Below are 26,306 nucleotides of genomic sequence, written 5' to 3' on the forward strand. Positions count from 1 at the left end.
GGGCGCACCCGCTCCGGAGCGAAGTGAGGGCGCGGTCGGGATCCGGTTGTCGGGATCGGGGGTGATCGTTGTCACGAGCTGGTTCCTGGTGGTCTTTCCCGTGGTGCTGACGGTGGTGCCGGTCAGGGAGGGGCGGGACGGTCAGGGAGCGGGAGCGGGAGCGGGGACGGGGACGGAGGGGGGTGGGGTCGAGGGCGGTCAGGGCGGTCAGGGCGGTCAGGGCGGTCAGGGCGGTCAGGGCGGTCAGGGCGGTCAGGGCGGTCAGGGGCCGAACGTGACGGGCAGGTTCGCGGGCTTGGCCCCGGTGGGCGGGATCTGGAGGGTCTTCAGAGCGAACTCCATCACCTGCTTGTAGATGGGACCGCAGATCTGGCCGCCGAAGTAGCTGCCCGAAGTGGCGTTCTGGATCGCGCAGTAGACGGTGATCCGGGGGTGGTCGGCGGGCGCGAACCCGGCGAACGACGAGGTGTAGCCGTGGTACTTGCCGGTGGCCGGATCCACACGGTTGGCGGTACCGGTCTTTCCCGCCACCCGGTAACCGGGGATACGGGCCTTGGTGCCGGTGCCCTCCGCGTCGTCCACGACCGACTCCAGCATCCGTGCCAGGGTCCTGGCCGTCCTCGCGCTGACCACCCGTGTCTTCCTGGGCTTCGGAGCGGGTGTGAAGCGGCCGTCGGGCCCCTTCGTGCCGCGTACGAGCGTGGGTTCCACCCGGACGCCGCCGTTGGCGATGGTCGAGTAGACGGACGCCGCCTGCATCGCGTTGAGGGACACACCCTGGCCGAAAGGAATCGTGTACTGCTGCGAGGTCGACCACTTGTCGGGCGCGGCGAGGATGCCGTCGGTCTCGCCGGGGAACCCGAGACCGCTGGGGCTGCCGATGCCGAACTTGCGCAGATACGAGTACAGGACCCGGTTCGCCTGCTGCTGGGTCTTGCCGAGCTGACCGGTCGCCAGGATGGTGCCGATGTTGCTGGACTTGGCCAGTACCCCGTTGAGGGTCAGGTTCCAGGTCGCGTGGTCGATGTCGTCCTTGAACAGCCGGTCGCCGCGGTGCAGCCGGTTGGGCACGACGACATGCGTCAGCGGGGTGGCGACGTTCTCCTGCAGTACGGCCGCCATCGACATGATCTTGGCGGTGGAACCGGGCTCGTAGGCGTCCTGGAGGGCCGCGTTGCCCAGCGCCGCCGGGGCGGCCCGCGAGAGGTCGTTCGGGTCGAAGCCGGGCGAGTTGGCCATCGCGAGGATCTCGCCGGTCCGGGTGTCCTGCACTATCACGTAGCCGCGGTCCGCCCTGGACTTCGCCACCTGCTCGGTGATGGCGTTCTGGGCGGCCCACTGGATGTCCCGGTCGATGGTGAGCTCGACGTCGCTGCCCGGCACGGCGGGCGTCTCGGTCGAGCCCGCCGTGGGCACCTGCCGGCCGCCGGACTGGGCGTAGCGGATCTTGCCGTCCTTGCCGGCCAGCACACCGTCGAGCTGCTGCTCGATGCCACCGCCGCCCTTGCCCGCGTCGTTGACCCAGCCCAGTATCCCGGCCGCGAGCTCCCCGTTGGGGTACACCCGCTTGCTGCTGGGCACCGAGAAGACGCCGGCGAGGGCGTTGACGGTGGACGGGTCGGTCTCCGCCTTCGTGGCCAGCGCGCTCTTCAGGTCCTTGATCTGCTGCCAGACCTGCGGGGTCCGGCGGACGGCGAGCCGGATGTAGCGCCCGTTCGTCTCCAGCTTCCTGACCAGCGTGTCCTGGTCCTGGCCGAGGATCGGCGCGAGCAGTGCCGCCGCCTGCTGGGGGCCGTCACCGACCTTCAGCTGCGCGCGCGTGAACATCGTCGGGTCGGCCGTGATGTCGTAGGCGTCCTCGCTGGCCGCCAGCGCCACGCCCGAGCGGTCGGTGATGCCGCCGCGCTCGGCGGTCAGCACCTGGCCGACGTACCGGTTCTGTTCCGCCTTGGCCGCGTACGTGCTCGCGTCGACGGCCTGCACCTGGAGCAGCCGTACGACGAAGGCGATCAGGACGAGGGTCAGCGCCAGGCTGACCATGCGCAGCCGGGGGCGGGGGCTGCCCAGCCGGATGACGCGGGGGGCCGTGGGGCGACGCGCCGGCGGGCGGCGGCCCGGGCGGGCTCCGGGACCCGGTTGCCGCCGGGCGGCGGGGCGGGCGGGCCGTGCGGGGCCGGGCACGCGGCGGCGCGGCGGTTCCCTGTCGGACACTTCCGTCACCTGCCGGGGATCGTGGTGGTGGGCTGGACTGACTGCTGCGGGAACGCGGTGGGCCCGGCCGGGGCTGCCGTGGGCGGCGCGGCGGCCGGGCCGGTGGGTGTCGCGGCCGCGGCGGGCGGTGCGGTGGTCAGGGCCTCGGGTGCCAGGACCAGGGGGTACTGCTCCGGGCCCTGGCGCAGGGCGGCCGGTGCCGGGCTGGGGACGCCCCGGACGGTGCCGTCGGGGTTCAGGAAGGCGGGGTCGCCGCCTGGCACCATGCCGAGTTCGGCGGCCCGGCGCTGGAGGGCGTCCGGGGCGGAGTAGGCGTCGACGTCCCGCTGGAGGGCCTGTTCCTCGTCGGTGAGGCTCTTGGTGTCGCGTTGCAGGTCGTCGAGTCTGAAGGCGCCTTCGCTGAGCGCGGAGTTCAGCACCAGGAGGCCGATGAGACCCCCGCCGAGCAGCAGCACCACCAGGAGCACGAAGGGCGCGCGCGCGGCCTGCCCCGGCCCCGCCGGGAAGAGCCGCGTGAGCCGGGCGGCCCTGCCCTTCAACTCGGGTTTCCTACTCACTCGCCCTCCCCTGGGTCCGGGACTCGGCCCCGCACACCCGCCCCTTCGGCTGCCTCACTCGACGTCCTCCCTGACGCGCTCGGCGCCGCGCAGTCGCGCCGGTGCCGCCCGCCGGTTCTCGGCGACCTCTTCCTCCGTGGGAAGTTCGGCACCGCGCGTGAGGAGCTTGAGCCGCGGCTGGTAGCGCTCGGGCACGACCGGCAGCCCGGGCGGCGCGGTGGTGGCGGCGCCGGCCGTGAGCACCTGCTTCACCAGCCGGTCCTCCAGCGACTGGTACGACAGGACGGCGATGCGCCCGCCCACGTCGAGCGCCCGCACCGCGGCCGGGACGGCCCGCTCCAGCACGGAGAGTTCGCCGTTGACCTCGATGCGCAGGGCCTGGAAGGTGCGCTTGGCCGGGTTGCCGCCGGTGCGCTTGGCGGCCTGCGGCAGGGCGTCGCGGATCAGCTCCACGAGCCGCGCGCTGTTGTCGAACGGCTCCTTCTCCCGCTCGCGCACGACCGCGCTGACGATCCGCTTGGCCTGCTTCTCCTCGCCGTACGCGCGCAGGATGCGGACGAGTTCACCGGGCGGGTAGGTGTTGAGGACCTCGGCCGCGCTGATGCCGGTCGTCTGGTCCATGCGCATGTCGAGCGGGGCGTCCTGGGCGTAGGCGAAGCCGCGGTCGGCCTCGTCGAGCTGCATGGAGGAGACGCCGAGGTCGAAGAGGACGCCCCGCACCTTCGGCAGGCCCAGCCGCGCCAGCACCTCGGGCAGTTCGTCGTACACGGCGTGCACCAGGGTGGCCCGCTCGCCGAAGGGGGCGAGCCGCTCGCCGGACAGGCGCAGGGCCTCCTTGTCCCGGTCGAGGGCGACCAGCCGTGCCTCGGGGAACCGCGTGAGCAGGGCCTCGCTGTGCCCGCCCAGGCCGAGGGTGCAGTCGACGACCACAGCTCCCGGCTGCTCCAGGGCGGGTGCCAACAGGTCCAGGCACCGCTGGAGCATCACCGGGACATGTCGACTCTGGCTCAAGGGGCCCTCTCAGATCCGGCGCGGCCGCACGCACCGCCGGGTCCCCGCCCGCTCATGGAGGGTGGCCTGCCGGCGCCGGGAGGCGTCGGCCGACCGGGGGCGGGAGGAGGCCGAGCCGTGCGTACGCGCCGCGCACATGGGGAGAACTCCGGAGAACCGCCGGGCTCTCCGGGTGACAGCAGTCCAGCGGGGAGATCAGGAGACCCGACCCCCGCTTCGCGTCACTTTAGTCCACGGTGTCCCGCGGTCAATCAACCAGCCTGCGCGGCGCGGCAGCGGGTGCGCGCGAAGCCGCGGAGCGGGGTGATTCACTCGTTGGAGCACACCTCGACCGGCCCTGTGGGTTAACTCACAACAAGGCTCATTGATGTTCTTTGTCCCCTCCCACAGCGGGCCCGGACCGGACGTGACCAGTACCGTCATAGGTATGACGACTTCTGCATCGGTTCCCGCAGGGCCCGGAGCCGCCATATCCGCCGACGGCACCGTGACCGACCGTCTCGTCGAGGCCAACGGTCAGTACGCCGCCGTCTTCACCGATCCCGGGATGGACGCCCGCCCGGTCCTCCAGGTCGCCGTGGTGGCCTGCATGGACGCCCGCCTCGACCTGCACGCCGCGCTCGGCCTGAAGCTCGGCGACTGTCACACCATCCGAAACGCGGGTGGCGTCGTCACCGACGACGTGATCCGCTCCCTCACCATCAGCCAGCGCGCCCTCGGCACGCGTAGCGTGGTCCTCATCCACCACACCGGCTGCGGCCTGGAATCCCTCACCGAGGAGTTCCGGCACGAGCTGGAGATGGAGGTCGGTCAGCGTCCCGCCTGGGCCGTGGAGGCCTTCCGGGACGTCGACCAGGACGTACGGCAGTCGATGCAGCGGGTGCGCACCTCGCCGTTCCTGCTGCACACCGACCAGGTGCGCGGCTTCGTCTTCGACGTGAAGACAGGGCTGCTGCGCGAGATCGACCCCGCCTGAGAGGACCGGCCCACCGGTGCTTCCCCACCGGGATCCCGCCGTGAGGAGCCCGAAAACGCCGTAAGCCCCGACATAACGCGGGCAGTTGTCACAGTCGAGTGACACGAAACGGTAACGGCAGCAAGAATGCGGGGTGTGGCGTCACGCGGGGCTTTTCCCCGCGTGGTGTCCGTGCTTCGGGGTGGGCCGGTCCGCATCACAGCGTCGGCCCGGAAAGAACGGGCCGAGGAGGGCCGGGTGACGACCTATGACGATCGAGCGAGCCTCACTGATCTGACCGCCGTGGTGGAACGCGTGCGCAGTTCGGTGGAGAGCGTGATCGAGGGCAAGCCGGAGGTCGTACGGCTCTCGCTGACCGTGCTCCTCGCCGAGGGACATCTTCTGCTGGAGGATGTCCCCGGCGTCGGCAAGACGATGCTGGCCAAGGCGCTGGCGCGGTCCATCGACTGTTCGGTGCGCCGTATCCAGTTCACGCCCGACCTGCTGCCCTCGGACATCACCGGGGTGTCCATCTGGGACCAGCAGCGCCGGGACTTCGAGTTCAAGCCGGGAGCGATCTTCGCGCAGATCGTGATCGGCGACGAGATCAACCGCGCCTCCCCCAAGACCCAGTCCGCGCTGCTGGAGTCCATGGAGGAGCGCCAGGTCACCATCGACGGGCAGACCTACGAGCTGCCCGGCCCCTTCATGGTGGTGGCCACGCAGAACCCGGTCGAGATGGAGGGCACGTACCCGCTGCCGGAGGCCCAGCGCGACCGCTTCATGGCGCGCATCTCCATCGGCTACCCCAGCGCGGAGGCCGAGCTGCAGATGCTCGACATCCACGGCGGGGCCAGCCCCCTGGACGACCTCCAGCCGGTGGCGCACGCGCACGAGATCCTGAAGCTGATCGACGCCGTCCGCGGTGTCCACGTCGCCGAAGCCGTCCGGCGCTACGCGGTGGACCTGGTGGCCGCCACCCGCACGCACCCCGACCTCAGGCTGGGCGCCTCCCCGCGCGCGACGCTGCACCTGCTGCGCGCGGCCAAGGCGACCGCGGCCCTCGGCGGCCGGGAGTACGCCCTGCCGGACGACGTGCAGGCCCTGGCCGTGGCCGTCCTCGCGCACCGGCTGCTGCCGACCGCCCAGGCCCAGCTGAACCGGCGTACGGCGGAACAGGTCGTGCAGGAGATCCTCCAGCGCACCCCGGTCCCCGCGGCGCCCCAGCACCAGGGCGGCCTCGGACCGGGCCGCGGCACTCCGGCGTACGGCCGGCAGCAGCCGCGGAGGCTGTGATGTCCGGCGGCGGGGCCGGGCACGCGGAGCCCGACCGGGGCGACAAGGGCGGCGTACGCACGGCCCTGGCCGGTCTCACCACCCGCGGCCGCTCGTTCCTGGCCGCCGGCATCGCCGCGGCCGTCTGCGCCTACGTCCTCGGACAGAGCGACCTGCTGCGGGTGGGCCTGCTGCTGGCGGCCCTCCCCCTGGTCTGCGCCGCCGTGCTGTACCGCACCCGCTACCGGGTGGCGGGCAGCCGCCGGCTCTCCCCCGCGCGCGTGCCCGCGGGCAGCGAGGCCCGCGTCCACCTGCGCATGGACAACGTCTCCCGGCTGGCCACCGGCCTGCTGATGCTCCAGGACCGGGTGCCCTACGTCCTCGGCCCCCGCCCCCGCTTCGTGCTCGACCGGGTGGAGCCGGGCGGCCGCCGCGAGGTGTCCTACCGGGTCCGCTCCGACCTGCGCGGCCGCTATCCGCTGGGCCCGCTCCAGCTGCGGCTGACCGACCCGTTCGGCATGTGCGAACTGACCCGGTCCTTCTCCACGTACGACACCCTGACGGTGATCCCGCACGTGGAGCCCCTGTCGCCGGTGAGGCTCAGCGGCGAGGCCAAGGGGTACGGCGACGGACGCCAGCGCTCGCTCGCCCTGGCCGGCGAGGACGACGTCATCCCGCGCGGCTACCGCTACGGCGACGACCTGCGCCGCGTCCACTGGCGTTCCACCGCCCGCTACGGCGAGCTGATGGTGCGCCGCGAGGAGCAGCCGCAGCGCGCCCGCTGCACGGTCCTCCTCGACACCCGGGGCGTCGCCTTCGCCGGCGCGGGCCCCGACTCGGCCTTCGAGTGGGCCGTGTCCGGCGCCGCCTCCACCCTGGTCCACATGCTCGAACGCGGCTTCTCGGTACGGCTGCTGACGGACACCGGGACCGCCGTGCCCGGCGAGGGCGCCGACGGGTTCGCCGGCACCAGCCAGGAGTCGGCGGACGCGGCCGGACTGATGATGGACACCCTCGCGGTGGTCGACCACTCGGACGGCACGAACCTCTCCCGCGCCTACGACGTGCTGCGCGGCGGCAACGAGGGACTGCTGCTCGCGTTCTTCGGCGACCTCGACGAGGAGGAGGCCGCGGTGGTCGCGAAGATGCGCCGGCGCAGCGGAGGGGCCGTCGCCTTCCTCCTGGACAGCGAGGACTGGGTGCGGGAACCGACCGACGTGCCCGGTCCGTTGGAGGAGAGCGGGGAACGTCTGCGGATGCTGCGCGAGGCGGGCTGGACCGCCGTGCGCGTACCGCGGGGCGCATCGCTGGGCGAGCTGTGGCGCCAGGCGGAGCAGGAGCGGACGGGCATCGGCGCGGCGGGACGGATGAACGAGGGGGGTGGGTGGTCATGAGCGGACGGGCGCGACTGGCGCTGTTCGCCTGGGCGGCGACGCTGATGTCGGCGTGCGCCCTGCTGCCCCTGGTCGACCCGGCCGTGTGGATCCTCCAGGCGGCCGTCCTGCTCGGCATCCAGACGATGGTGGGCGCGGCGACCCGTCGTGTCCCGCTGGCCCGGCCGCTGACGATCGCCGCCCAGGCCCTCGTCACCCTGATCCTGCTGACGGTGAGCTTCGCCCGCGAGCAGGCCCTCGCCGGGCTGATCCCCGGCCCCGACGCCTTCCGGCACTTCGCCGACCTGTTCCGGCAGGGCGGCGACGACATCGCCCGGTACGCGATCCCGGCCCCGCTGTCCTCCGACGGCATCCGGCTGATGCTCGTCGGCGGCGTCCTGGTGATCGGGCTGGCGGTGGACGCCCTCGCGGTGACCTTCCGCAGCGCGGCCCCGGCCGGACTGCCCCTGCTCGCGCTCTACTCGGTCGCCGCGGGGCTGTCCGAGGGCTCCGGCGACTGGGTGTGGTTCCTGATCGCGGCCGCCGGCTACCTGCTGATGCTCCTGGCCGAGGGCCGGGACCGGCTCTCGCAGTGGGGGCGTGTCTTCGGCGGGGCGCCACGCACTCCGGGCGGGGAGCCCGCCCCGGCCGTGGCGCCGGTCCGCACCGGGCGGCGCATCGGCGTCGTCGCGCTGGGCCTCGCCCTCGTGGTGCCGCTCGCCCTGCCGGCGATGAGCGGCGGCCTCCTGGACGGCACCGGGGCGGGCGTGGGCAACGGCACCGGGAGCGGCGGCACGATCTCCGCGGTGAACCCGCTGGTGTCGCTGCGCGACAGCCTCAACGTGGACGAGGACCGCCAGGTCCTGTCCCTGAAGACCTCCAGCACCGACCTCTCGGGCATGTACCTGCGGATCGTGTCCCTCGACGACTTCGACGGCACCACGTGGAAGCCGTCCAAGCGGCACATCGTCGGCGTGCCCGACGAGTTCCCCACGCCGACCGGTCTCGCCCCCGACATCAAACGCACCGAGATCGACACCACGGTCGCCGCCGCGGACTGGTACGCCCAGGACTGGCTGCCGATGCCGTACCCGCCGAGCGGTGTGGACATCAAGGGCAACTGGCGTTATGAGCCGGTGGGCATGACCCTGGTCGGCGACCACGGCCAGAACACCCGCGGCGCCACGTACGAGGTGAAGAGCCTCGACGTGCAGCCGACGGCGGAGCAGCTCGCCGCGGCCCCGAAGCCGCCCGCGAACATCGAGCGCGACTACACCAAGCTGCCGGACTCCCTGCCCTCGGTGGTGGCGAGGACCGCCCGCGAGGTCACGGCGGGCTCGACGAACCCCTACGAGCAAGCGGTCGCGCTCCAGGACTACTTCGCGGTGAACGGCGGCTTCGAGTACGACACCCAGGTGCAGGCGGGCAGCGGTTCCGAGGCGATCGCCCGCTTCCTGAAGGACAAGCAGGGCTTCTGCGTCCACTTCTCCTTCGCGATGGCGGCGATGGCCCGCACCCTCGGCATCCCGGCCCGGGTGGCGGTGGGCTTCGCACCCGGCACCCCGCAGGCCGACCGCTCGGTGTCGGTGGGACTGAAGGACGCGCACGCCTGGCCCGAGCTGTACTTCGAGGGTGTCGGCTGGACCCGCTTCGAGCCGACCCCGACCCGGGGCTCGGTCCCTGCGTACACCGTGCCGGACTCCTCGGGCAGCTCGCTCCCCGACGTGGCCCGGCCCTCGGCGGGGACGTCCGCCTCGCCGTCCACGGCGCCCTCGGCGAGCGAGAGCTGCTCCGCCCAGCTGAAGAAGCTGGAGGCGTGCCCGAGCGAGTCGGCGCAGGCGGTGGCGGCCGGCGGCGGCGACGGTCCGACGTGGCCGCAGCGGCTGGCCTGGATCCTCGGCGGGCTCGTCCTCCTGCTGCTGCCGCTGACCCCGATGCTGTGGCGGCTGCGCACCAGAGCCGTACGTCTGGGCGGGCACGGCCGCACCGAGGCGGACGTCGTGCCCCACACCCTGACGGTCTGGCAGGAGCTCACCGACACGGCCTGGGACTTCGGCATCCCGCCGGACGAGTCGCAGACCCCGCGCACGGCGGCGGCCCGGATCGTCACGCTCGGGCATCTCGACCCGGTGACCGGGGCGGCCGTGCACCGCGTGGCGGACGCGGTGGAACAGGTCCTCTACGCGCCGCGCCCCCGCCCGACGGCGGGCCTCGCGGACGACGTCCGCCGCGTGCACGGCGCCCTGCGGGCCACGACCAGCCGGCGGACGCGGGTGCGCGCGCTACTCGCCCCCCGATCAGCCGTCAGAGTGGTCTGGGCCGCGTCGGCTGGGTGGACCGCCGCCAAGGCCCGCGCCTCGGCGGCCCGCCCCACCTTCCGCAAACCGTCGGGCCAGCAGAACTGACTCCGCCGGGACTCGGGCGGGCCTGAGTCCCGGCAGGGTGGCCGGGCCGGTCGGCGGCGACACCCCGGCGCACTGCGGCACTGCGGCACTGCGGCACTGCGGCACTGCGGCACTGCGGCACTGCGGCACTGCGGCACTGCGGCAGGGTGACACCCTCCGGCTGCCTCGCCGGAAACCCGGCTGTCAGCCGTTGCGGGGCCCGCCGTCGTCGCGCCCGGGCTCCAACGCGCCTGCTGGGCTCCGGGCCGTCACGCCGGCTCTGGAACCCGGCCTTCACTCCCGCCCTGAAGCGCGGCCCGGCCCGTCACGGACGCTCCGGGGCCCCGCGCCGTTCCGGCAACATCGGCCCCCAGCCGCTACGCACGCGCGGCCGTGAACGGCGCCCAGGGGGCGCACCGTCGTCGTCTGCCAGGCGCCGCGCCGAGCGGACCGCATGCGTGAGGGGGTGCCCACCCGGTGGGTGGGCACCCCCTCACGGAGATCTGCGAGGGCTGCTCGACGAGCCGGCTGGGCTAGTGGCCCTGTTGTTCGTCGCGGCGCCGCTGCCAGCGCTGTTCGATCCGGTCCATCATCGAGCGCCGCTGCCGTTCCTGACGACGGCCCTGAGCCGGCGCGGCACCTCCGGCGGGCTGTTCGCCCGGCTTGGGGGCCTTGCGCCAGCCGGTCACCGCGAGGACCGCACAGCCCAGCATGACGAGGAAACCCACCACGCTGAGCCAGACCTGCTTGGCGACCATACCGGCCATAAGGAGCGCGATACCCACGAGGAAGCCCGCGACCGCCTGGTAGACCCGACGCCGGGTGTACGTACGCAGCCCGCTTCCCTCGAGCGCCGACGCGAACTTGGGATCTTCGGCGTACAGCGCTCGCTCCATCTGCTCGAGCATGCGCTGCTCGTGCTCCGAGAGCGGCACGGAGTCCTCCTCATCGTGCAGTCGCCGGGGCGACCCGGGGGGTCCCTTCAGGATAGGCAGGGAATCGCCCCCGTGAAACCCGCCCCTCTACGCCAATTGGCCAACCGGGATCCGACATGGACGCACCGACTCGCTGAAGATTCCATTCCCCAGCGGCCGACCCGTCATGCCGGGCGGTCTCCCTCGATCATACGGCGCACGGCGGCCGATCGGGGGGCCTGTGGCGTACTCCATGCGCAGCCGAGCCCCTGATCAGCGGTGCGTCCCTTGCCGTGCCCCGCGCGCATCAAAGGCACTCGGGGAGCACGCGAGACGTCTCACGCCTCCGCCGGCACTCGCGTCTCACCGAGCACGTGAAGCTGCGTGGCCACCGAGTGGAAGGCCGGCAGCTCCGCCGCCGCGGCCTCGAGCTTCAGCAGTGCGTCGAGCGCACCGGGCTCGGTGTCCACGAGCACGCCGGGGACGAGGTCGGCGAAGACGCGCACGCCGTGCACCGCGCCCACGGCGAGACCCGCGCCCTCGACCAGTCCCGCGAGCTGCTCGGCGGTGAAGCGGCGCGGCACGGGGTCACCGGTGCCCCAGCGGCCGTCCGGGTCGCCCAGCGCCTGCCTGGCCTCCGTGAAGTGGCCGGCCAGGGCCCGGGCGAGCACGGCGCCGCCCAGCCCGGCGGCCAGCAGGCTCAGGACGCCCCCGGACCGCAGGGCGGCCACGGCGTTGCGGACGCCCTCGGCCGGGTCGTCCACGTACTCCAGGACCCCGTGGCACAGCACGGCGTCGTAGCCGCCGCGCTCGACGACGTCGAACAGGCCGTGGACGTCGCCCTGAACCCCCTGGACCCGCTCGGCGACCCCGGCCTCGACGGCGCGGCGCTCCAGGGCGAACAGCGCGTTCGGGCTGGGGTCGACGACGGTCACGCGGTGTCCGAGGCGGGCCAGGGGCACGGCGAAGTTGCCGCTGCCGCCCCCGGTGTCGAGGACGTCCAGCGACTCCCGGCCGGCGGCCTTGACCCGGCGGTCCAGGGCCTCCTGGAGGACCTCCCAGACCACGGCCGTTCGCAGAGAGGCGCGGGGGCGAGAGGGGTCGGAGCGCAGCGACGCCGGTTGCGGGTGGTGGGGGGAGACGGGAGGGCGCATCGGGTCCGACACGGCAGTTGACTCCTCGGCGCGGCACCGCCTCTTGCACGGCGGAGCGAAGGGTGCGCCTCCCGGCCCGGGGAGCGGGAGGGAAGGCTTCAGGCGCCTCCCACCCTATTGCCTCCTCCCCCGCACCTGGTCATCGCGGTGGCGCGCCCACTCCGGCCGCACGGCACCCCGCCCGCACCACTGAACACCGTGGCGCGCAAGGACCACAGCGAGCGCCACGGCCCCTGACCACGGCCCCTGACCACGGCGAGGAGCGAACACCGCCCCGCAGACGAGCGTCCCGCCAGGCGAGTGTCACGCCGCACCACGCCAGGCGAACACCGCGCCGCCGACACAGCCCACCACCGGCACCGACGTGCCCTTCACCTCACCCCTCCACCTCCCCCGTCGCCGCCGCGGCCCGTCGCGCACGCGGGCACTCGGGGGTGGCAGGCGCGCCGCTGCCGGGACGGGGCCCGGGGGCCGTCATCCCGCGTCCGGCATGTCGCGGTCGGCGGGATCGGCGCTCTGCGGCTCGCCCGCGTCCTGGCGGGGCTGGGGCAGGACCGGCTGGAGCACCAGCATCCGTTCGACCAGGCGGAGGAACATCGCCACGTCGCGTATCAGGTCGTCGGCGTCCCGGCGGCCGACGGCGCCCTGGATGCCGGCCTCGGCGCGCGCCCGGCGCCGGGCGCCGGAGGCGAACAGCGCGCTCCACTCGGTGAGCTCGGGCGCTATCTCGGGGAGCACTTCCCAGGCGCTCCTGATGCGCGCCCGGCGCCTGGGGGTGGTTTCCGGGCGCCCGCGCGCGGCGAGCACGGCCGCGGCGGTGCGCAGGGCGGCGAGGTGGGCTGTCGCGTAGCGCTCGTTGGGTGTTTCCAGGACGGTGGCCTCGTCGAGGCCGGCGCGGGCCTGGGCGAGCAGGTCGAGGGCGGCGGGCGGTGCCGTGGTCCGACGGAGCACGGGGTGCACATCGCTTGCCGGGCCGCTCAGTGAGGGGGCAGGGCCGGTGGCGCGGCGCCGGCGGGCGGCGGCTGCGTGGTAGTTGGCCATGACGAACCTCCTGTCGTCTGGGTGACGGCACTGTGGCCGTATGTGCCCATCGTGAGGTATGGCACTGACAATCCGTTCTGACCTGGCCTTTTGCTTCGATCGAAGGTTCGCGTTAGTTTTTGCACTGACCAGTCAGTTCAAAAAGTGCAGGGGGTGGGAGCGGTGGACGGTCCGCACGGACTCGGCGTCACGGCCCGCGACTTCGGACTCAGGGGGCCTCGCGGCTGGACCTTCCGCGGGGTCCACGTCGACGCGGAGCCCGGTTCTCTCGTGGCGGTCGAGGGGCCGTCCGGCACGGGCCGCACCTGCCTGCTGCTCGCGCTCACCGGGCGGATGAGGCCCACTCAGGGGGTGGCCGTCGTGGGGGAGTTCAAACTGCCCCGGCAGATGACCGCCCTGCGCCGGGTGAGCGCGGTCGCCAACGTCGCGGGGGTCACCGACCTCGATCCGGCCCTCACCGTCGGCGAGCACCTGACGGAACGGGCCCTGCTCCAGCGCCGCTTCGGCGGCCCGCTGCGGGGACTGCTGCGACCCCGGGCCGAGCGCCGGGCCGAGGCGACACGGCGCGTCGACGCCGCGCTCGCGGCCGCCGGCCTCGCCCCGGAGTCCCTCCCCAAGGGCTCCCGTACCGCCGTACGGGATCTGGAGCGGCTGGAGGCTCTGCGTCTGTCCGTCGCCCTGGCGCTGATCGGCCGCCCGGGGCTGCTCGGCGTCGACGACACCGACCTGAAGCTCTCGGAGGCCGAACGGGCGCAGATGTGGGCCCTGTTGAGGTCCCTCACCGAGGCCGGTACGACGGTCGTGGCGGTGTGCGCCGAGGCCCCGGAGGACGCCGTCAAGGTGACCACCCGGGCCGCCGGGACCCCCGAGGCGGCCGACACCGCCCGCGAGGGGGCCGACACCGCCCCCGAGGCGGCCGAGGAAACCGCAGCAGAAGAAGTCGACGAAGAAGCCGAAGAGACCGGAACGGACAAGGAGAAGGCCGATGCGCTCACCGAAACTGGCCGCTCTTGAGCTCAGGCGCTTCGGCCGGGGGAAGCTGCCACGCGCCGCCCTGGTCGCGCTGCTGGTGCTGCCCCTGCTGTACGGCGCGCTGTACCTGTGGTCGTTCTGGGACCCGTACGGCCGTCTCGACCGCATCCCCGTGGCTCTCGTCAACGACGACAAGGGGGCGACCGCCGACGGGAAGAGGATCACGGCGGGCGACGACATCACCAAAGGTCTGCGGGACAGTGACACCTTCGAGTGGCACGAGGTGAGCGCGGACGACGCGCGCGCGGGCGTGGAGAGCGGCACGTACTACCTGTCGCTGACCATGCCGGCCGGTTTCAGCCAGCGCATCGCCTCCAGTTCCGGTGACTCCCCCGAGACCGGCGCGCTCCAGGTGCGGACGAACGACGCGAACAACTACATCGTCGGCCAGATCTCCCGGACGGTGTTCAGCGAGGTGCGGACGGCCGCCTCCACCAAGACGTCACGGTCGTTTCTGGACCGGATCTTCATCTCCTTCTCCGACATCCACGGGCAGACCGTGAAGGCGGCCGGCGGGGCCGACCGGCTCGAAGGGGGCATCGGGAAGGCGGAGAAGGGCTCCAAGGACCTCGCCGACGGGCTGTCGGACGCCAAGCAGGGCAGCGGCAGGCTGGCCACCGGGCTGACGAAGCTGCACAGCGGGGCCGGTGACCTGGAGGACGGCTCCCGGCAGGTCGCCGGCGGCACCCAGACTCTCGCCGACAAGGTCAACGGTGTGGCCGGCAAGGTCGGCCCCTTCCTCAAGGACAACGAGCGGACCATCGGCGACACGGCCCGCCTGGTCGCCGACTCGGCCGCGGCGATCCGCCACAACCTCGACACGCTGGTGAAGACCGCCCCGGCCGCCGCCAGGGGTGCCCACGCCGCCTCGGACGCCCTGGACGACGTCTACGCGGCACGCTGCGAGGACCCCGTGGTGCCGGACGCGGCCTGCGCCGACCTGAAGAAGGCGCGGCAGGCGGCCGCCGACGTGGCGAAGGTCGCCGACGACGTCAGCGCGCTGGTCGCCGACCAGGACGGCGACCTGGAGAAGCTCGACGGCAACCTCGGCACGCTGCAGAAGCAGGCGCAGGCTCTCGCCGACCGCGCGCCCCACCTCTCCGAGGACCTCGACGACGCCGTCGCCAGGATCAACAAGCTGAACGAGGGTGCCGGGAAGGTCGCCGCCGGCGCGAAGACGCTGCACTCGGGACTCGGTACGGCCGAGACCGGCGCGGCCGGTCTCGACGCGGGCGTCGGCAAGCTCAAGACGGGCGCCGAGGACCTCAACGGCGGGATGTACAAGCTCGCCGACGGCTCCGAGAAGCTGTCGGACGGGCTGCACGACGGAGCGGCGAAGATCCCCGACTACGGCAAGAGGGACCGCGACCGCCGCACCGGCGTGATGGCCGACCCGGTCCAGCTCGTCTCCCACGACCTGCACAAGGCGCCCAACTACGGCACCGGGTTCGCGCCGTACTTCATCCCGCTGTCCCTGTGGGTGGGCGCGATGGTGGCGTACATGCTGATCGCGCCGATGAACCGGCGTGCCCTCTCCGCCGGTGCCCCGGCCTGGCGGATCGCGCTGGCGGGCTGGCTGCCGGTGGTGGCGGTCGGGGTCCTCCAGACGGTGGCCCTGATGGCGGTGCTGCACTGGGCGATCGGCCTGGAGATGGCCCGCGCGGCGGGGACGATCGGGTTCCTGTTCCTGGTGACGGCGTGCTTCGCCGCGCTCGTGCAGTGGCTGAACGCGCGCTTCGGGGCGGCGGGCCGGATTCTCGTGCTGGCGCTGCTGATGCTGCAACTGACGTCCGCGGGCGGCACCTACCCGGTGCAGACCAGCCCGGGCTTCTTCAACGCGATCCATCCCTTCCTGCCGATGAGTTACGTCGTCGAGGCGCTCAGAAGGCTGATCACGGGCGGCGGTCTGGGGCCCGTGTGGCAGGCGTGCGCCGTGCTGACGGCCTTCACCGCGGGCGCCCTCGCGCTGACCGCGCTGTCGGCCCGCCGCCGGCAGGTGTGGACCCTGGACCGGCTGCACCCGGAGCTGAGCCTGTGAACACGGCAGCGGCTCCCGTGCCGTCGCCCGGACATGTTCCTGTGACAATCGGGGCCATGGAACGCAGCAGCACCGCGTCGGGCGGCAGTACGCGCCGCGAGGCCACCCGGCAGAAGCTCTACGAGGCGGCCGTCACGCTCATCGCCGAGCAGGGCTTCTCCGCCACCACCGTGGACGAGATCGCCGAGCGGGCCGGCGTCGCCAAGGGCACCGTCTACTACAACTTCGCCAGCAAGTCCGTCCTCTTCGAGGAGTTGCTGCGGCACGGCGTGGGCCTGCTCACCGCCTCGCTCCAGGAGGCGGCCGAGCAGACGGCCCGGGACGGCGGCAGCAAGGTCGACGCGCTGGACGCGATGATCCGCGCGGGGCTCGGCTTCATCGCCCGCTACCCGGCCTTCACCCAGCTGTACGTGGCCGAGCTGTGGCGCACCAACCGGGCCTGGCAGTCCACGCTGATGGTGGTACGCCGCCAGGTCGTCGCGGCCATCGAGGACGTGCTGCGCGACGGTGTGGCCAACGGGGAGTTCAGCGACGAGATCGACGTCCCGCTGACCGCGGCCGCGCTGGTCGGCATGGTCCTGGTGGCCGCGCTGGACTGGCAGTCCTTCCAGCCGGAGCGCTCCCTGGACGACGTGCACGCGGCGCTGTCCCGCCTGTTGCAGGGGCGCGTCAGCGGGAACCGCTAGAAACAGGCTCACCGCACGAGAAGGCGCCGGTCCGCCGTGGCCGCGTCCCCCGCGGGCCACCTCGAACCGGCGCCTTCTCGTGCTCCCCCGACGGGTCCCCGTGCCTCGCTCCCGCCGGCACCCGCCGGCGGAAGGAGCGGATACGGGGCCGCTCCGTTCCGGCGCCCCGTGTCGCCGGTGCCGGAGCCGCGCCCCTCTCCGTGCCTCCACTCTCCCGTCCGCGCGGGTGGTTCCCCATCCGCGCGCGTACTCATCTCCCGTACTAGGTACGGATACTCAGCTCCGGGCACTCACCCCCACGACGCCCGGCCGCCGACTGGCTACGATCGCCTCCGTGTCCGTACTCCCCCTGGTCTTCACCAGCGGCTGGGCCAGCGGCATCAACGCGTACGCGGTGGTGCTGCTCCTCGGCGTCTTCGGCACGACCGGCCTGAGCGACGAGGTCCCCGCCACCCTGCAGCGCCCCGAGGTCCTGGTCGTGGCCGGCGTCCTGTTCCTGTGCGAGGCCGTGGCCGACAAGATCCCGTACGTCGACTCGGTGTGGGACTCCGTGCACACCGTGATCCGGCCGGCCGCCGGCGCCTGGGTGGGCGCGCTGCTCGCCGGGCACAGCGGCTCGCTCTCCGACGTGGCGGCGGGTCTGCTCGGCGGTTCGACGGCGCTGGCCAGTCACACGGTCAAGGCCGGGACGCGGATGGCGGTCAACGCCTCGCCGGAGCCGTTCACCAACGTCATCGTGAGCCTGGCCGAGGATCTCGGGGTCGGCGCGATCGTGACGTTCGCGATGTTCCATCCGACGGCGGCCGCGGTCATCGCCGGTGCGCTGCTGCTCACCGGGCTGCTGGTGCTCTGCTTCCTGGTCTCCCGCATCCGGCGCTTCCTGCGCCGCCGGGCCCGACGCCGGGAGGAGAGACGGCTCGCCGTGGGGGCGGGTCCCCGCCCGGGATGAACCCATGCGGGTCCGGCCTCCGCCGGGCGGCGCCCGCCGGGTCGCGTCCGGGCCTCTCCTCGGGCTGTCCGTGGCGGCGGATAAAGTCGCGCCCATGGCACGGATTGTGGTGATCGGCGCCGGGATGGGCGCCATGGCGGCCGCCGCCCGGCTGGCCGTCGCGGGGCACCGGGTGGTGGTGTACGAACGGTCGGGGACGTACGGCGGTGCGGTGCGGCGCTTCGAGCGCGACGGCTTCCGTTTCGACACGGGACCCGGACTGCTGCCCCTGCCCGCGGTCTACCGCGACCTGTTCCTGAAGACCGGCAGGGAACCCCTGGAGGACCACGTCGACCTGGTCCAGGTCGACCCGTCGGCGCGGCACGTCTTCGCCGACGGCACCGAGGTGGCGCTTCCCAACGCCTCACGCGCGGGTGTCGTCGCCGCTCTCGACGAGGCGCTCGGCGACGGGGCCGGGCAGCGCTGGGGCGACTTCCTGGTGCGGGCCCGTGAGGCATGGGACCGGACCAGGCGGCCCCTGCTCGAAGAACCCCTGTGGCCGAACTGGCGGGTGCTGGCCGGCCAGGAGCCGTATCCCGCGGTGCCGCACCGCAGGCGCCTGCGCACCCGGCGGGCCGGGACCCTCGCCGAGGTCGGCGCCTGGGAGCTGCGCGATCCCCGGCTCGCCGCCCTCCTGGAGAGCCACGCCCTGGCCCACGGCCTCGATCCCCGCCGCACCCCGGCGAGCGCGGCCGTGCTGCCGTACATGGAGCACGCCTTCGGCACCTGGTACGTGCGGGGCGGTGTGCGGGAGCTGGCGCGGGCCGTGCACGAGCGGTGCGAGGCCAGGAAGGTCGAGTTCCACTTCGGTGCCGAGGTCACGGCCGTCGTGGAGAAGGACGGCCGGGCGGCGGGGGTCGAGCTCGCGGACGGCTCGGTGCGCGAGGCGGACCACGTCGTGGCCGGCGTGGACCCCGTACGCCTGCGCGCCCTGACCGGGCACCGGCTGGACGACGACACCGACCTGCGGTCGGACCCGGAGGCCCCGCGGGCGGGCAGGTTCACGGTGCTGCTGGCGCTGCGGGGTCCGCGCGAGGCGGGCGCGGCGCACCGCACGGTGGTGCACGCCCCCGACCGTACCGCCGAGCTGGACTTCCTGAGCTCCGCGCCGGACGCCGTCGCCCGGCCCACGGTGACGGTCCTCAGGCCGGACGACCCGGCCCTGCGGCCCGACGCCGGGCACGAGTCCGTGGTCCTGTCCGCCGCGGTGCCGGCCGGCAGCCGGTGGGCGCGGCGGGACGCCGGGGAGCGGTTCGCGGACCTGCTCGTCGAGGCGGCCGGGGCGGCCGTTCCCGGGCTGCGCGAGCGGCTGCTGTGGCGGGAGATCCGGACGCCCGCCGACACCGCGGAGGAGACCGGCGCCGCCGGGGGAGCCGTCTGCGCGCCGGCACTCGCCGCGGGCGGCGGCCGCTTCCTCCACCCGGCCAACACCACGCGACTTCCGGGTCTGTACCGGGTCGGCGGCTGGTGGCACCCAGGCGGCGGTCTGCCGCACGCCGGCATGTCGGGCGCGCTGGTGGCGGGTCTGATCGTGGAGGGGCCGGACTTCCGGGGCTCGCAGTGAGGCCGGGCCCCGGACGGCCCGGCCGGACCCCCGCCGGTCAGGAGGGGCGCGGTAGGAGCGCGGGCGGTTCAGAAGCGGTACTGCTCGTCGAATCCGTGCCCCTGGTTCTGGTTCTGCCCGTTGTCCTGGTAGCCGTAGTGCTGCTCCGGCGGGAGTTCACCCCCGGAGGGGTCGTCGGTGTTGCGCTGCTGCGGCACCCACACCCCGCCGGCCGGTGTGTCGCCGCCGTAGCCGCCGCCGGCGTACTGGTCCTGGCCGTAGCCCTGCTGGGTGTACTGCTGGCCGCCGTAGGAGGTGTCGTAGCCGGCGCCGTAGGTCTGGGTGCCGATGTACGGGTCCGAGTAGGCGGCGTACTGCTGCTGCCCGGTCGCGTCGTATCCGTACTGCTGCTGGTCGTAGCCGGAGTAACCGTCGTAGGCGTACGTCTGGTCGGCGCCCTGGGCCGCCGCCGCGTACTGGTCCTGGGACTGGCCGGTGGCCGCGTGGGACGGGTCGGCCGCGGCGGCGTACGCGGCGTCGCTGTACACGCCGTAGGAGCCGGTGTCGTCGGGCAGGGGCTGCGGTTCGTACACCGAGGTGGTCGCGGCGGCGGTGGGGTCCGCTGAGCGCGCGGGGGTGAACACGTCGTCGCGGTCGTACTCGTCGTCGGAGCCGTAGCTCCGGCCGGCGCGCCCGAAGGTGCCGTCCGGGTCGCCGAAGGCGCCGTCGCCGGCCTCCAGGCCGGAGACCTCCAGGCTCGGGTCCTGGTGCTCGGCCTTGCCGCGGCGCCGCTTGCTGCCGGCCTCGGCGCCCGGGCGGCTGACCGCCCAGCCCGAGGCGAAGCCGCGGCGGAACGACAGCGTGACGTAGGTCTGGCCGACCGCGAAGGCGGCGGCGCCCAGTCCGATGACGATCACGGACGGGATGAGCACGCCGAACACCACGCCGACGAACCCCACGAACGCCAGCAGTCGCCAGCGCAGACGCGCCTTGTACTGCAGCAGCACCTCACCCAGCAGCCACAGCGCGACGATGCCGAACGCGATGTAGAGGACCGTCCAGCCCATGTACGCCCCTCTCCCAGTGGCCGTTACGCAGTGTGTCGCACACCGGTGCGGCCGGTCTAGGCCTGCGGGGGATGGTGCAGGCCGAGGTTCTCGTGAATTTCAAGCGTCGCCGTGGAGTTGTTGAGCGTGATGAAGTGCAGTCCGGGCACTCCCTCGGCGAGCAGCCGAGCGCAGAACTCCGTGGCATATTCGATGCCAATGGAGCGTACAGCGGACGGATCGTCTTTTGCTGTGAGGATCCGCTCCTCCAGCCCGGCGGGCAGGGCGGCGTTGCTGAGCTGCGGGAGCCGCTCCAGCATCCGCACGCTGGTCACCGGCATGACCTCGGGGATGACCGGGGTCTCGCAGCCGGCCGCGGCGACCCGGTCACGCAGTCGCAGATAGGACTCGGGCTGGAAGAACATCTGGGTGATGGCGTAGTCGGCGCCGGCCCGGCACTTGTCGACGAAGTGCGCCACGTCGGTGTCCCAGTCGGCGGAGCGCGGATGCATCTCCGGGAACGCGGCGACGCCTACGCAGAAGTCCCCCGACTCCTTGATGAGCCGGACGAGTTCGGCCGCGTAGGTCAGGCCCCGCGGATGCGCCACCCAGTCGGCCATCGGGTCGCCGGGCGGGTCGCCGCGCACGGCCAGCATGTTGCGGATCCCGGCGTCGGCGTACTGGCCGATGATGTTGCGCAGCTCGGCGACGGAGTGGTTGACCGCGGTGAGGTGGGCGACCGGGGTGAGGGTGGTGTCGGCGACGATCTGCTCGGTCTCCTTGACCGTGCCCGCCCGGGTGGAGCCGCCGGCGCCGTACGTCACGGAGACGAAGTCCGGGGCGACCGCCTCGACCCGCCGCAGCGCGCTCCACAGGTTGCGCTCACCCTTGGGCGTCTTCGGCGCCGAGAACTCGAACGACAGCGTCGTCTTGCCGGCGGCGAGCATGTCACGCACGGTGCGTGCGCGGTCAGTCCGGGTGGATGCGGTTCCGAGGGCCATACCCGCAGGTTAGCCAGGGTGCGGCGATCGCCCCACCGAAAGGCGGAATTTTGCCCGCTTTGTCGACTTGTTGTCCACCCCTCGGACAGCCGGACCGATCACCCGGCGTGCCGGAGCCGCTCGGCGAACCCGGCCGCCGCCGCGCCCGGGTCGTCGGCCTCGGTGATCGCGCGCACGACCACGACCCGGCGGGCCCCCGCCTCGATCACCTCGTCGAGGTTGCCGAGGTCGACACCGCCGATGGCGAACCAGGGGCGGTCGGTGCCGAGGGCCGCGGTGCGGCGGACCAGGTCGAGGCCCGGCGCGGGGCGGCCGGGCTTGGTGGGCGTGGGCCAGCAGGGGCCGGTGCAGAAGTAGTCCACGCCCTCCTGGGCGGCGGCCGCGGCGGCCTCCGGGCCGGAGTGCGTGGAGCGGCCGATCAGGATGTCGTCGCCGAGGATCGCGCGGGCGGCGGGAACCGGGAGGTCGCCCTGGCCCAGATGGAGGACGTCGGCGCCGGCCGCGTGCGCGACGTCCGCGCGGTCGTTGACCGCGAGGAGCCTCCCGTGGCGGGTGCACGCGTCGGCGAGGACCCGGAGGTGCTCCAGCTCCTCGGCCGCCTCCATGCCCTTGTCGCGCAGCTGCACGATGTCCACTCCCCCGGCCAGGGCGGCGTCCAGGAACTCGGCGAGGTCGCCCTGGCGCCGGCGGGCGTCCGTGCAGAGGTAGAGGCGGGCGTCGGCGAGGCGGGCGCGTGCGGTGGCGGTGCCGGGCATGGGTGGGTCCCCCCGTTGGCGGTGCGTGGTCGTGGGCGCGCGGACGCCCCGCACCCCGGCCGTGGCCGGGGTGCGGGGCCCGGCCGTGGCCGGTCGCGGTCCGTGCGCCGGGCGGGTCGTGCGGCCGGCCGGTTCAGACGGCGAGCGCCTGGGCCCGGCGCTTCACCTCCGTGCCGCGGTTCTCACTCAGAGCCTGCGCGGGGGTGCCGGGCAGGCTCGGGTCGGGGGTGAAGAGCCACTCGATCATCTCCGCGTCGGAGAAGCCGTCGTCCCGCAGCAGGGTCAGGGTCCCGACCAGGCCCTTGACGACCTTGTCCCCGTCGATGAAGGCGGCGGGGACGTGCAGCGCGCGGTTCTCACCACGTCGTACGGCGATGAGGTGGCCGTCCCTGACCAGCTGGCGCGCACGCGTCACCTCGACATCGAGCATCTCTGCGATGTCGGGGAGGGTGAGCCAGGCAGGGACGAGAGCATCGATCTTTGCGTCAATCTCGGTCACGGGATCAAGCGTGCCATCCCGCACCGACAGTCGGAAGCCGGACCCCCGCCACCTGGGGCTTCACACCCCCGCCACCTGGTGCTTCGCGTCACCCCGCGAGGTCCCGACGCTCCGTCCCCGCTAGGCCGTGGCCGCCTTCAGGGGCCTGGCCGGGTCGGCCAGCAGCGCGGGGTCCATCGGCGTGCCCGACTCGATCAGGCGCCGCCCCTGGGCGAGGTCCCGGGGGCGGCCGACCGCCAGCAGGGCTTCCAGTCGGCCCTCGCGCAGCCAGCAGACCGACCAGGCGAGGCCGGCCGGGTCGCCGCGCCACAGGGTCGTGTCGGCGGACGCGTGGTGGCCGACGTACTGGACGAAGCGGCCGAACTGCTCGGACCAGAAGTACGGCACCGGGTCGTAGACCGCCGGGGTCTCGCCGATGATGTTCGCGGCCACCGTGCGCGGGCCCTGGAGGGCGTTGTCCCAGTGGTGCACCAGGAGCCGCTCGCCGTATCTGGCGGAGGGGAACGAGGCGCAGTCGCCGACCGCGTACACGTGCGGCGCGGAGGCGCGCAGGTGGTCGTCGGCCAGGACGTCGCCGCGGGCGCCCAGGGCGATGCCGGAGCCGGCCAGCCAGCCGGTGGCGGGCCGGGCTCCGATGCCGACCACGACGGCGCCGGCCGGCAGCCGGGAGCCGTCGTCGAGGACGACCGTGCCGGGCTCGACGCGCGCCACGCGCGCGTGGGTGCGCAGGGTCACCCCGTGGTCGGCGTACCAGCCGGCCATCGGGGCGGCCACCTCGGCGGGCAGCGCGCCGGCGAGCGGCCGGTCCGCGGCCTCCACGACCGTCACCGCGCAGCCCGCCTCGCGCGCCGCCGTGGCGAACTCCGCGCCGATCCAGCCGGCCCCGACGACCACGATGTCGTGCTGCCGGGCCAGGACCGGGCGCAGCCGCTCGGCGTCGTCCAGGGTGCGCAGCAGATGCACGCCGGGCACGCCCTCCGCGCCCGGCAGCCGGACGGGTTCCGCGCCGGCGGCGAGGACGAGTTCGCCGTAGGGCACCGGCCCCTCGGCGGTGTCCAGTTCGTGGTCGGCGGGGCGGACGCCCGTCACCTCGCGTCCCAGCACCAGTTCGATGCCGAGCGCCTCGAAGTCGACGTCGAAGGCCGAGCCCTCGGCCTTGCCGAGCAGCACCGCCTTGGACAACGGCGGCCGGTCGTAGGGCTGGTGGGGCTCCGCGCCGATCAGCGTGACGCTGCCGGTGAAGCCCTGCTCCCGCAGGGCGACCGCGGTCTGCACGCCTGCCATTCCCGCGCCGACGACGACCACGCGCGACGGTGACGTGCCGGATTCCTGCGTCTGCTCGCTCACCTGATCACCATAGACAACTGACGATTTGTCAGTCAGCCGTCGTGCTCAGTGACCTGTTCCACACCACTCGTCCCTCCGGCCGCCGCGGCTCACCCTCCGGTCCAGGCCCACCCGGGGGCGGGGCGGAGAGCGTCGAGCGAACGGGCCGCGGCGGGAGGCTCCCTTACTGAGACGTGTGGCGGCGGGCTAGGGTGGCCGCCGTAGAGCACTCGCGGGAGCCCGGACGCACCGGGCTGAGAGGGAGGCTGGCGGCCTCCGACCGTACGAACCTGATCCGGGTCATGCCGGCGAAGGGAGGGGCTGGACGCCCATGTCGTCTCCACGAACCTCGGACGTCCTCGTCATCGGGGGCGGGATCATCGGCCTGGTCACGGCCTGGCGGGCCGCGCAACGCGGCTTCGGGACCGCCGTGGTGGACCCCGGGCCGGGTGGCGGAGCCGCGCAGGTGGCGGCCGGGATGCTGGCCGCGGTCACCGAACTGCACTACGGCGAGCAGACCCTGCTCGGGCTGAACCTCGCCTCGGCCCGCCGCTATCCGGACTTCGTGGCCGAGCTGACCGCTCTCACCGGTCACGGCCTCGGCTACCGGCGGTGCGGCACGCTCGCGGTCGCGCTGGACGCCGACGACCGGGCCCACCTGCGTGAACTGCACGCGCTCCAGCGGCGGTCGGGGCTGGACTCGGAGTGGCTGTCGGGGCGGGAGTGCAGGCGTCTGGAGCCGCTGCTGGCGCCCGGTGTGCGCGGCGGGCTGCGGGTGGACGGCGACCACCAGGTCGACCCGCGGCGGCTGGCGGGCGCGCTGGTGGCCGCCTGCGAGCGGGCGGGCGTCGTCTTCCACCGCACGCGGGCCGAACGGCTCACCGTCGTCCGCGGCCGCGCGGCGGGCGTCACCACCGCCGACGGCACCGCGCTCGGCGCCGGCCAGGTGGTGCTGGCGGGCGGCAGCCTCAGCGGGCGGCTCGCCGGTGTCCCCGACGACGTGCTGCCGCCCGTACGGCCGGTGAAGGGTCAGGTGCTGCGGCTGACCGTGCCGAAGCCGTACGCGCCGTTCCTGAGCCGGACCGTGCGTGCCGTGGTCCGCGGCAGCCACGTCTACCTGGTGCCGCGGGAGAACGGCGAGCTGGTGGTCGGCGCGACCAGCGAGGAGCTCGGCTGGGACACCACGGTGACGGCGGGCGGGGTGTACGAACTGCTGCGCGACGCCCACGACCTGGTGCCCGGCATCACCGAGCTGCCGCTGACCGAGACACGCGCGGGCCTGCGCCCCGGCTCGCCCGACAACGCGCCGCTGCTGGGCCCGACCGCCCTGCCGGGCCTGCTGCTGGCGACCGGGCACCACCGCAACGGCGTGCTGCTGACACCGGTCACCGGCGACGTCCTGGCCCACGCCCTGACCACCGGTGAACTGCCCGACGAGGCCCGCCCCTTCACACCCCGGCGCTTCGGCGCCGCCGTCCGCGCGGAGCAGCCCGTATGAACATCTCCGTCAACGGCGAACCCCGGCGGGTCGAGCCGGGCACCGGCCTGGACGCCCTGGTGCGCTCCCTCACCGCGGCGCCCTCGGGCGTGGCCGCCGCGCTCAACGAGACGGTCGTCCCGCGCGCGCGGTGGTCCGCGACCCCCCTCCGCGAGGGTGACCGCGTGGAAGTCCTCACCGCCGTCCAAGGAGGCTGACCGATGGCCGACGATCCCTTCGTCCTGGGCGGTACGTCCTTCACGTCCCGTCTGATCATGGGTACGGGCGGCGCGCCCAGCCTGGACGTCCTGGAGCGCGCGCTGGTGGCGTCCGGGACGGAGCTGACGACCGTCGCGATGCGGCGCGTGAACCCCTCGGTGCACGGCTCCGTCCTGTCGGTGCTGGAGCGGCTGGGCATCCGGGTGCTGCCCAACACGGCGGGGTGCTTCACCGCGGGCGAGGCGGTGCTCACCGCCCGGCTGGCGCGCGAGGCGCTCGGCACCGCCCTGGTCAAGCTGGAGGTCATCGCCGACGAGCGCACCCTGCTGCCGGACCCGGTCGAGCTGCTGGAGGCGGCGGAGACCCTCGTCGACGACGGGTTCACCGTGCTGCCGTACACCAACGACGACCCGGTGCTGGCGCGGAAGCTGGAGGACGTCGGCTGCGCCGCCGTCATGCCGCTGGGCTCGCCGATCGGCTCGGGCCTCGGCATCCGCAACCCACACAACTTCCAGCTGATCGTGGAGCACGCGCGCGTGCCGGTGATCCTGGACGCGGGCGCCGGTACGGCCTCCGACGTGGCGCTGGCGATGGAGCTCGGGTGTGCCGGGGTGATGCTGGCCTCGGCGGTGACCCGCGCGCAGGAGCCGGTGCTGATGGCCGCCGCGATGCGCGCCGGCGTGGAGGCGGGCCGGCTGGCGCGGCGGGCGGGCCGCATCCCCCGGCGTCACTTCGCGCGGGCGTCGTCCCCCGGCGAGGGCCTGGCCGTCCTGGACCCGGAGCGCCCCGCGTTCTGAGCGGCGCCGCGGGCCTCTCCGGGC

23 protein-coding genes and 1 riboswitch are annotated in these 26,306 nt (G+C 73.7%); of the genes, 12 read left to right on the top strand and 11 right to left on the bottom strand.

The genetic code is table 11. The features are described from left to right. Window positions 1-261: 261 nt before the first annotated feature. From AC07AZ_RS20015 to rsmH, 3 genes are read right to left on the bottom strand one after another with little or no spacing between them, the layout of a single operon-like run. Window positions 262-2,211 carry a peptidoglycan D,D-transpeptidase FtsI family protein gene (locus AC07AZ_RS20015; RefSeq protein ID WP_478849480.1) on the bottom strand — a complete coding sequence of 650 codons (1,950 nt, stop codon included), beginning with the start codon at window positions 2,209-2,211 and terminating at the stop codon, window positions 262-264. A 5-nt stretch (window positions 2,212-2,216) separates the two neighbouring features. Further along, window positions 2,217-2,768 (bottom strand): cell division protein FtsL, encoded by a 552-nt coding sequence (gene ftsL / locus AC07AZ_RS20020; protein WP_478849482.1) that lies wholly within the window; start codon window positions 2,766-2,768, stop codon window positions 2,217-2,219. A 54-nt stretch (window positions 2,769-2,822) separates the two neighbouring features. After that, window positions 2,823-3,779 (bottom strand): 16S rRNA (cytosine(1402)-N(4))-methyltransferase RsmH, encoded by a 957-nt coding sequence (gene rsmH, locus AC07AZ_RS20025; RefSeq protein WP_478849485.1) that lies wholly within the window; start codon window positions 3,777-3,779, stop codon window positions 2,823-2,825. Between the two features lie 427 nt (window positions 3,780-4,206). Between rsmH and AC07AZ_RS20030 the strand changes: the two genes are divergently transcribed. From AC07AZ_RS20030 to AC07AZ_RS20045, 4 genes are all read left to right on the top strand, one after another. Then, window positions 4,207-4,755: a beta-class carbonic anhydrase gene (locus AC07AZ_RS20030; RefSeq protein ID WP_478849487.1), complete on the top strand. Its 549-nt coding sequence runs from the start codon at window positions 4,207-4,209 to the stop codon at window positions 4,753-4,755. 237 nt (window positions 4,756-4,992) lie between these two features. Continuing rightward, window positions 4,993-6,030, top strand: a complete 1,038-nt coding sequence (locus tag AC07AZ_RS20035) for an AAA family ATPase (RefSeq protein ID WP_478849489.1) — start codon at window positions 4,993-4,995, stop codon at window positions 6,028-6,030. Next, window positions 6,030-7,403: a DUF58 domain-containing protein gene (locus AC07AZ_RS20040; RefSeq protein ID WP_478849491.1), complete on the top strand. Its 1,374-nt coding sequence runs from the start codon at window positions 6,030-6,032 to the stop codon at window positions 7,401-7,403. Before AC07AZ_RS20035 ends, AC07AZ_RS20040 begins: the two co-directional genes overlap by 1 nt. Next, window positions 7,400-9,787 (top strand): transglutaminase TgpA family protein, encoded by a 2,388-nt coding sequence (locus tag AC07AZ_RS20045; protein WP_478849493.1) that lies wholly within the window; start codon window positions 7,400-7,402, stop codon window positions 9,785-9,787. Before AC07AZ_RS20040 ends, AC07AZ_RS20045 begins: the two co-directional genes overlap by 4 nt. Window positions 9,788-10,299: 512 nt before the next feature. Here the strand turns inward: AC07AZ_RS20045 and AC07AZ_RS20050 are convergent. From AC07AZ_RS20050 to AC07AZ_RS20060, 3 genes are all read right to left on the bottom strand, one after another. Then, the gene (locus AC07AZ_RS20050) at window positions 10,300-10,701 is read right to left on the bottom strand and encodes a DUF3040 domain-containing protein (protein WP_478849495.1); all 402 of its coding nucleotides are present in this window, start codon (window positions 10,699-10,701) and stop codon (window positions 10,300-10,302) included. Window positions 10,702-11,018: 317 nt separating this feature from the next. Further along, the gene (locus tag AC07AZ_RS20055) at window positions 11,019-11,846 is read right to left on the bottom strand and encodes a methyltransferase (RefSeq protein ID WP_478849497.1); all 828 of its coding nucleotides are present in this window, start codon (window positions 11,844-11,846) and stop codon (window positions 11,019-11,021) included. Between the two features lie 462 nt (window positions 11,847-12,308). Beyond that, complete coding sequence (locus tag AC07AZ_RS20060; protein WP_478849499.1) at window positions 12,309-12,875, bottom strand: SAV_6107 family HEPN domain-containing protein; 567 nt, start codon at window positions 12,873-12,875, stop codon at window positions 12,309-12,311. 162 nt (window positions 12,876-13,037) lie between these two features. Between AC07AZ_RS20060 and AC07AZ_RS20065 the strand changes: the two genes are divergently transcribed. From AC07AZ_RS20065 to AC07AZ_RS20085, 5 genes are all read left to right on the top strand, one after another. Then, complete coding sequence (locus AC07AZ_RS20065; protein ID WP_478849501.1) at window positions 13,038-13,889, top strand: ATP-binding cassette domain-containing protein; 852 nt, start codon at window positions 13,038-13,040, stop codon at window positions 13,887-13,889. Continuing rightward, window positions 13,861-15,945 carry a YhgE/Pip family protein gene (locus AC07AZ_RS20070; protein ID WP_478849503.1) on the top strand — a complete coding sequence of 695 codons (2,085 nt, stop codon included), beginning with the start codon at window positions 13,861-13,863 and terminating at the stop codon, window positions 15,943-15,945. Before AC07AZ_RS20065 ends, AC07AZ_RS20070 begins: the two co-directional genes overlap by 29 nt. A 56-nt stretch (window positions 15,946-16,001) precedes the next feature. Continuing rightward, window positions 16,002-16,631 carry a TetR/AcrR family transcriptional regulator gene (locus AC07AZ_RS20075; RefSeq protein WP_478849505.1) on the top strand — a complete coding sequence of 210 codons (630 nt, stop codon included), beginning with the start codon at window positions 16,002-16,004 and terminating at the stop codon, window positions 16,629-16,631. 334 nt (window positions 16,632-16,965) lie between these two features. Then, a complete protein-coding gene (locus tag AC07AZ_RS20080; protein ID WP_478849507.1) occupies window positions 16,966-17,580 on the top strand; it encodes a DUF4126 domain-containing protein in 615 nt (204 codons plus the stop codon). 94 nt (window positions 17,581-17,674) lie between these two features. Beyond that, window positions 17,675-19,183, top strand: a complete 1,509-nt coding sequence (locus AC07AZ_RS20085) for a phytoene desaturase family protein (RefSeq protein ID WP_478849509.1) — start codon at window positions 17,675-17,677, stop codon at window positions 19,181-19,183. Between the two features lie 68 nt (window positions 19,184-19,251). Here AC07AZ_RS20085 and AC07AZ_RS20090 read toward each other — a convergent pair whose 3' ends face one another. The 5 genes from AC07AZ_RS20090 to AC07AZ_RS20110 form a co-directional block, all read right to left on the bottom strand. Continuing rightward, window positions 19,252-20,229 (bottom strand): SCO2102 family sporulation regulator, encoded by a 978-nt coding sequence (locus tag AC07AZ_RS20090; protein WP_478849511.1) that lies wholly within the window; start codon window positions 20,227-20,229, stop codon window positions 19,252-19,254. A gap of 56 nt (window positions 20,230-20,285) precedes the next feature. Further along, window positions 20,286-21,209, bottom strand: coding sequence for a methylenetetrahydrofolate reductase [NAD(P)H] (metF, locus tag AC07AZ_RS20095; protein ID WP_478849513.1), 924 nt, complete (start codon window positions 21,207-21,209; stop codon window positions 20,286-20,288). Between the two features lie 98 nt (window positions 21,210-21,307). Continuing rightward, on the bottom strand, window positions 21,308-21,964 hold the full coding sequence (gene thiE, locus AC07AZ_RS20100) for a thiamine phosphate synthase (RefSeq protein WP_478849515.1): 657 nt from the start codon (window positions 21,962-21,964) through the stop codon (window positions 21,308-21,310). A 133-nt stretch (window positions 21,965-22,097) separates the two neighbouring features. After that, on the bottom strand, window positions 22,098-22,463 hold the full coding sequence (locus AC07AZ_RS20105) for an Rv2175c family DNA-binding protein (RefSeq protein ID WP_478849517.1): 366 nt from the start codon (window positions 22,461-22,463) through the stop codon (window positions 22,098-22,100). Between the two features lie 120 nt (window positions 22,464-22,583). Next, window positions 22,584-23,810: an NAD(P)/FAD-dependent oxidoreductase gene (locus tag AC07AZ_RS20110; protein WP_478849519.1), complete on the bottom strand. Its 1,227-nt coding sequence runs from the start codon at window positions 23,808-23,810 to the stop codon at window positions 22,584-22,586. 201 nt (window positions 23,811-24,011) lie between these two features. Next, window positions 24,012-24,123: riboswitch (TPP riboswitch) on the top strand. Here AC07AZ_RS20110 and thiO point away from each other — a divergent pair. From thiO to AC07AZ_RS20125, 3 genes are all read left to right on the top strand, one after another. Next, window positions 24,121-25,287, top strand: a complete 1,167-nt coding sequence (gene thiO / locus AC07AZ_RS20115) for a glycine oxidase ThiO (RefSeq protein WP_478849521.1) — start codon at window positions 24,121-24,123, stop codon at window positions 25,285-25,287. It overlaps the preceding riboswitch by 3 nt. Next, window positions 25,284-25,484 carry a sulfur carrier protein ThiS gene (gene thiS, locus AC07AZ_RS20120; protein WP_478849523.1) on the top strand — a complete coding sequence of 67 codons (201 nt, stop codon included), beginning with the start codon at window positions 25,284-25,286 and terminating at the stop codon, window positions 25,482-25,484. Before thiO ends, thiS begins: the two co-directional genes overlap by 4 nt. Window positions 25,485-25,487: 3 nt before the next feature. Continuing rightward, entirely contained in the window at window positions 25,488-26,282 is a 795-nt protein-coding gene (locus AC07AZ_RS20125; RefSeq protein ID WP_478849526.1) for a thiazole synthase, read from the top strand. The last annotated feature ends 24 nt before the right edge of the window (window positions 26,283-26,306 follow it).

The organism is Streptomyces sp. NPDC043878 (genome assembly GCF_056435735.1).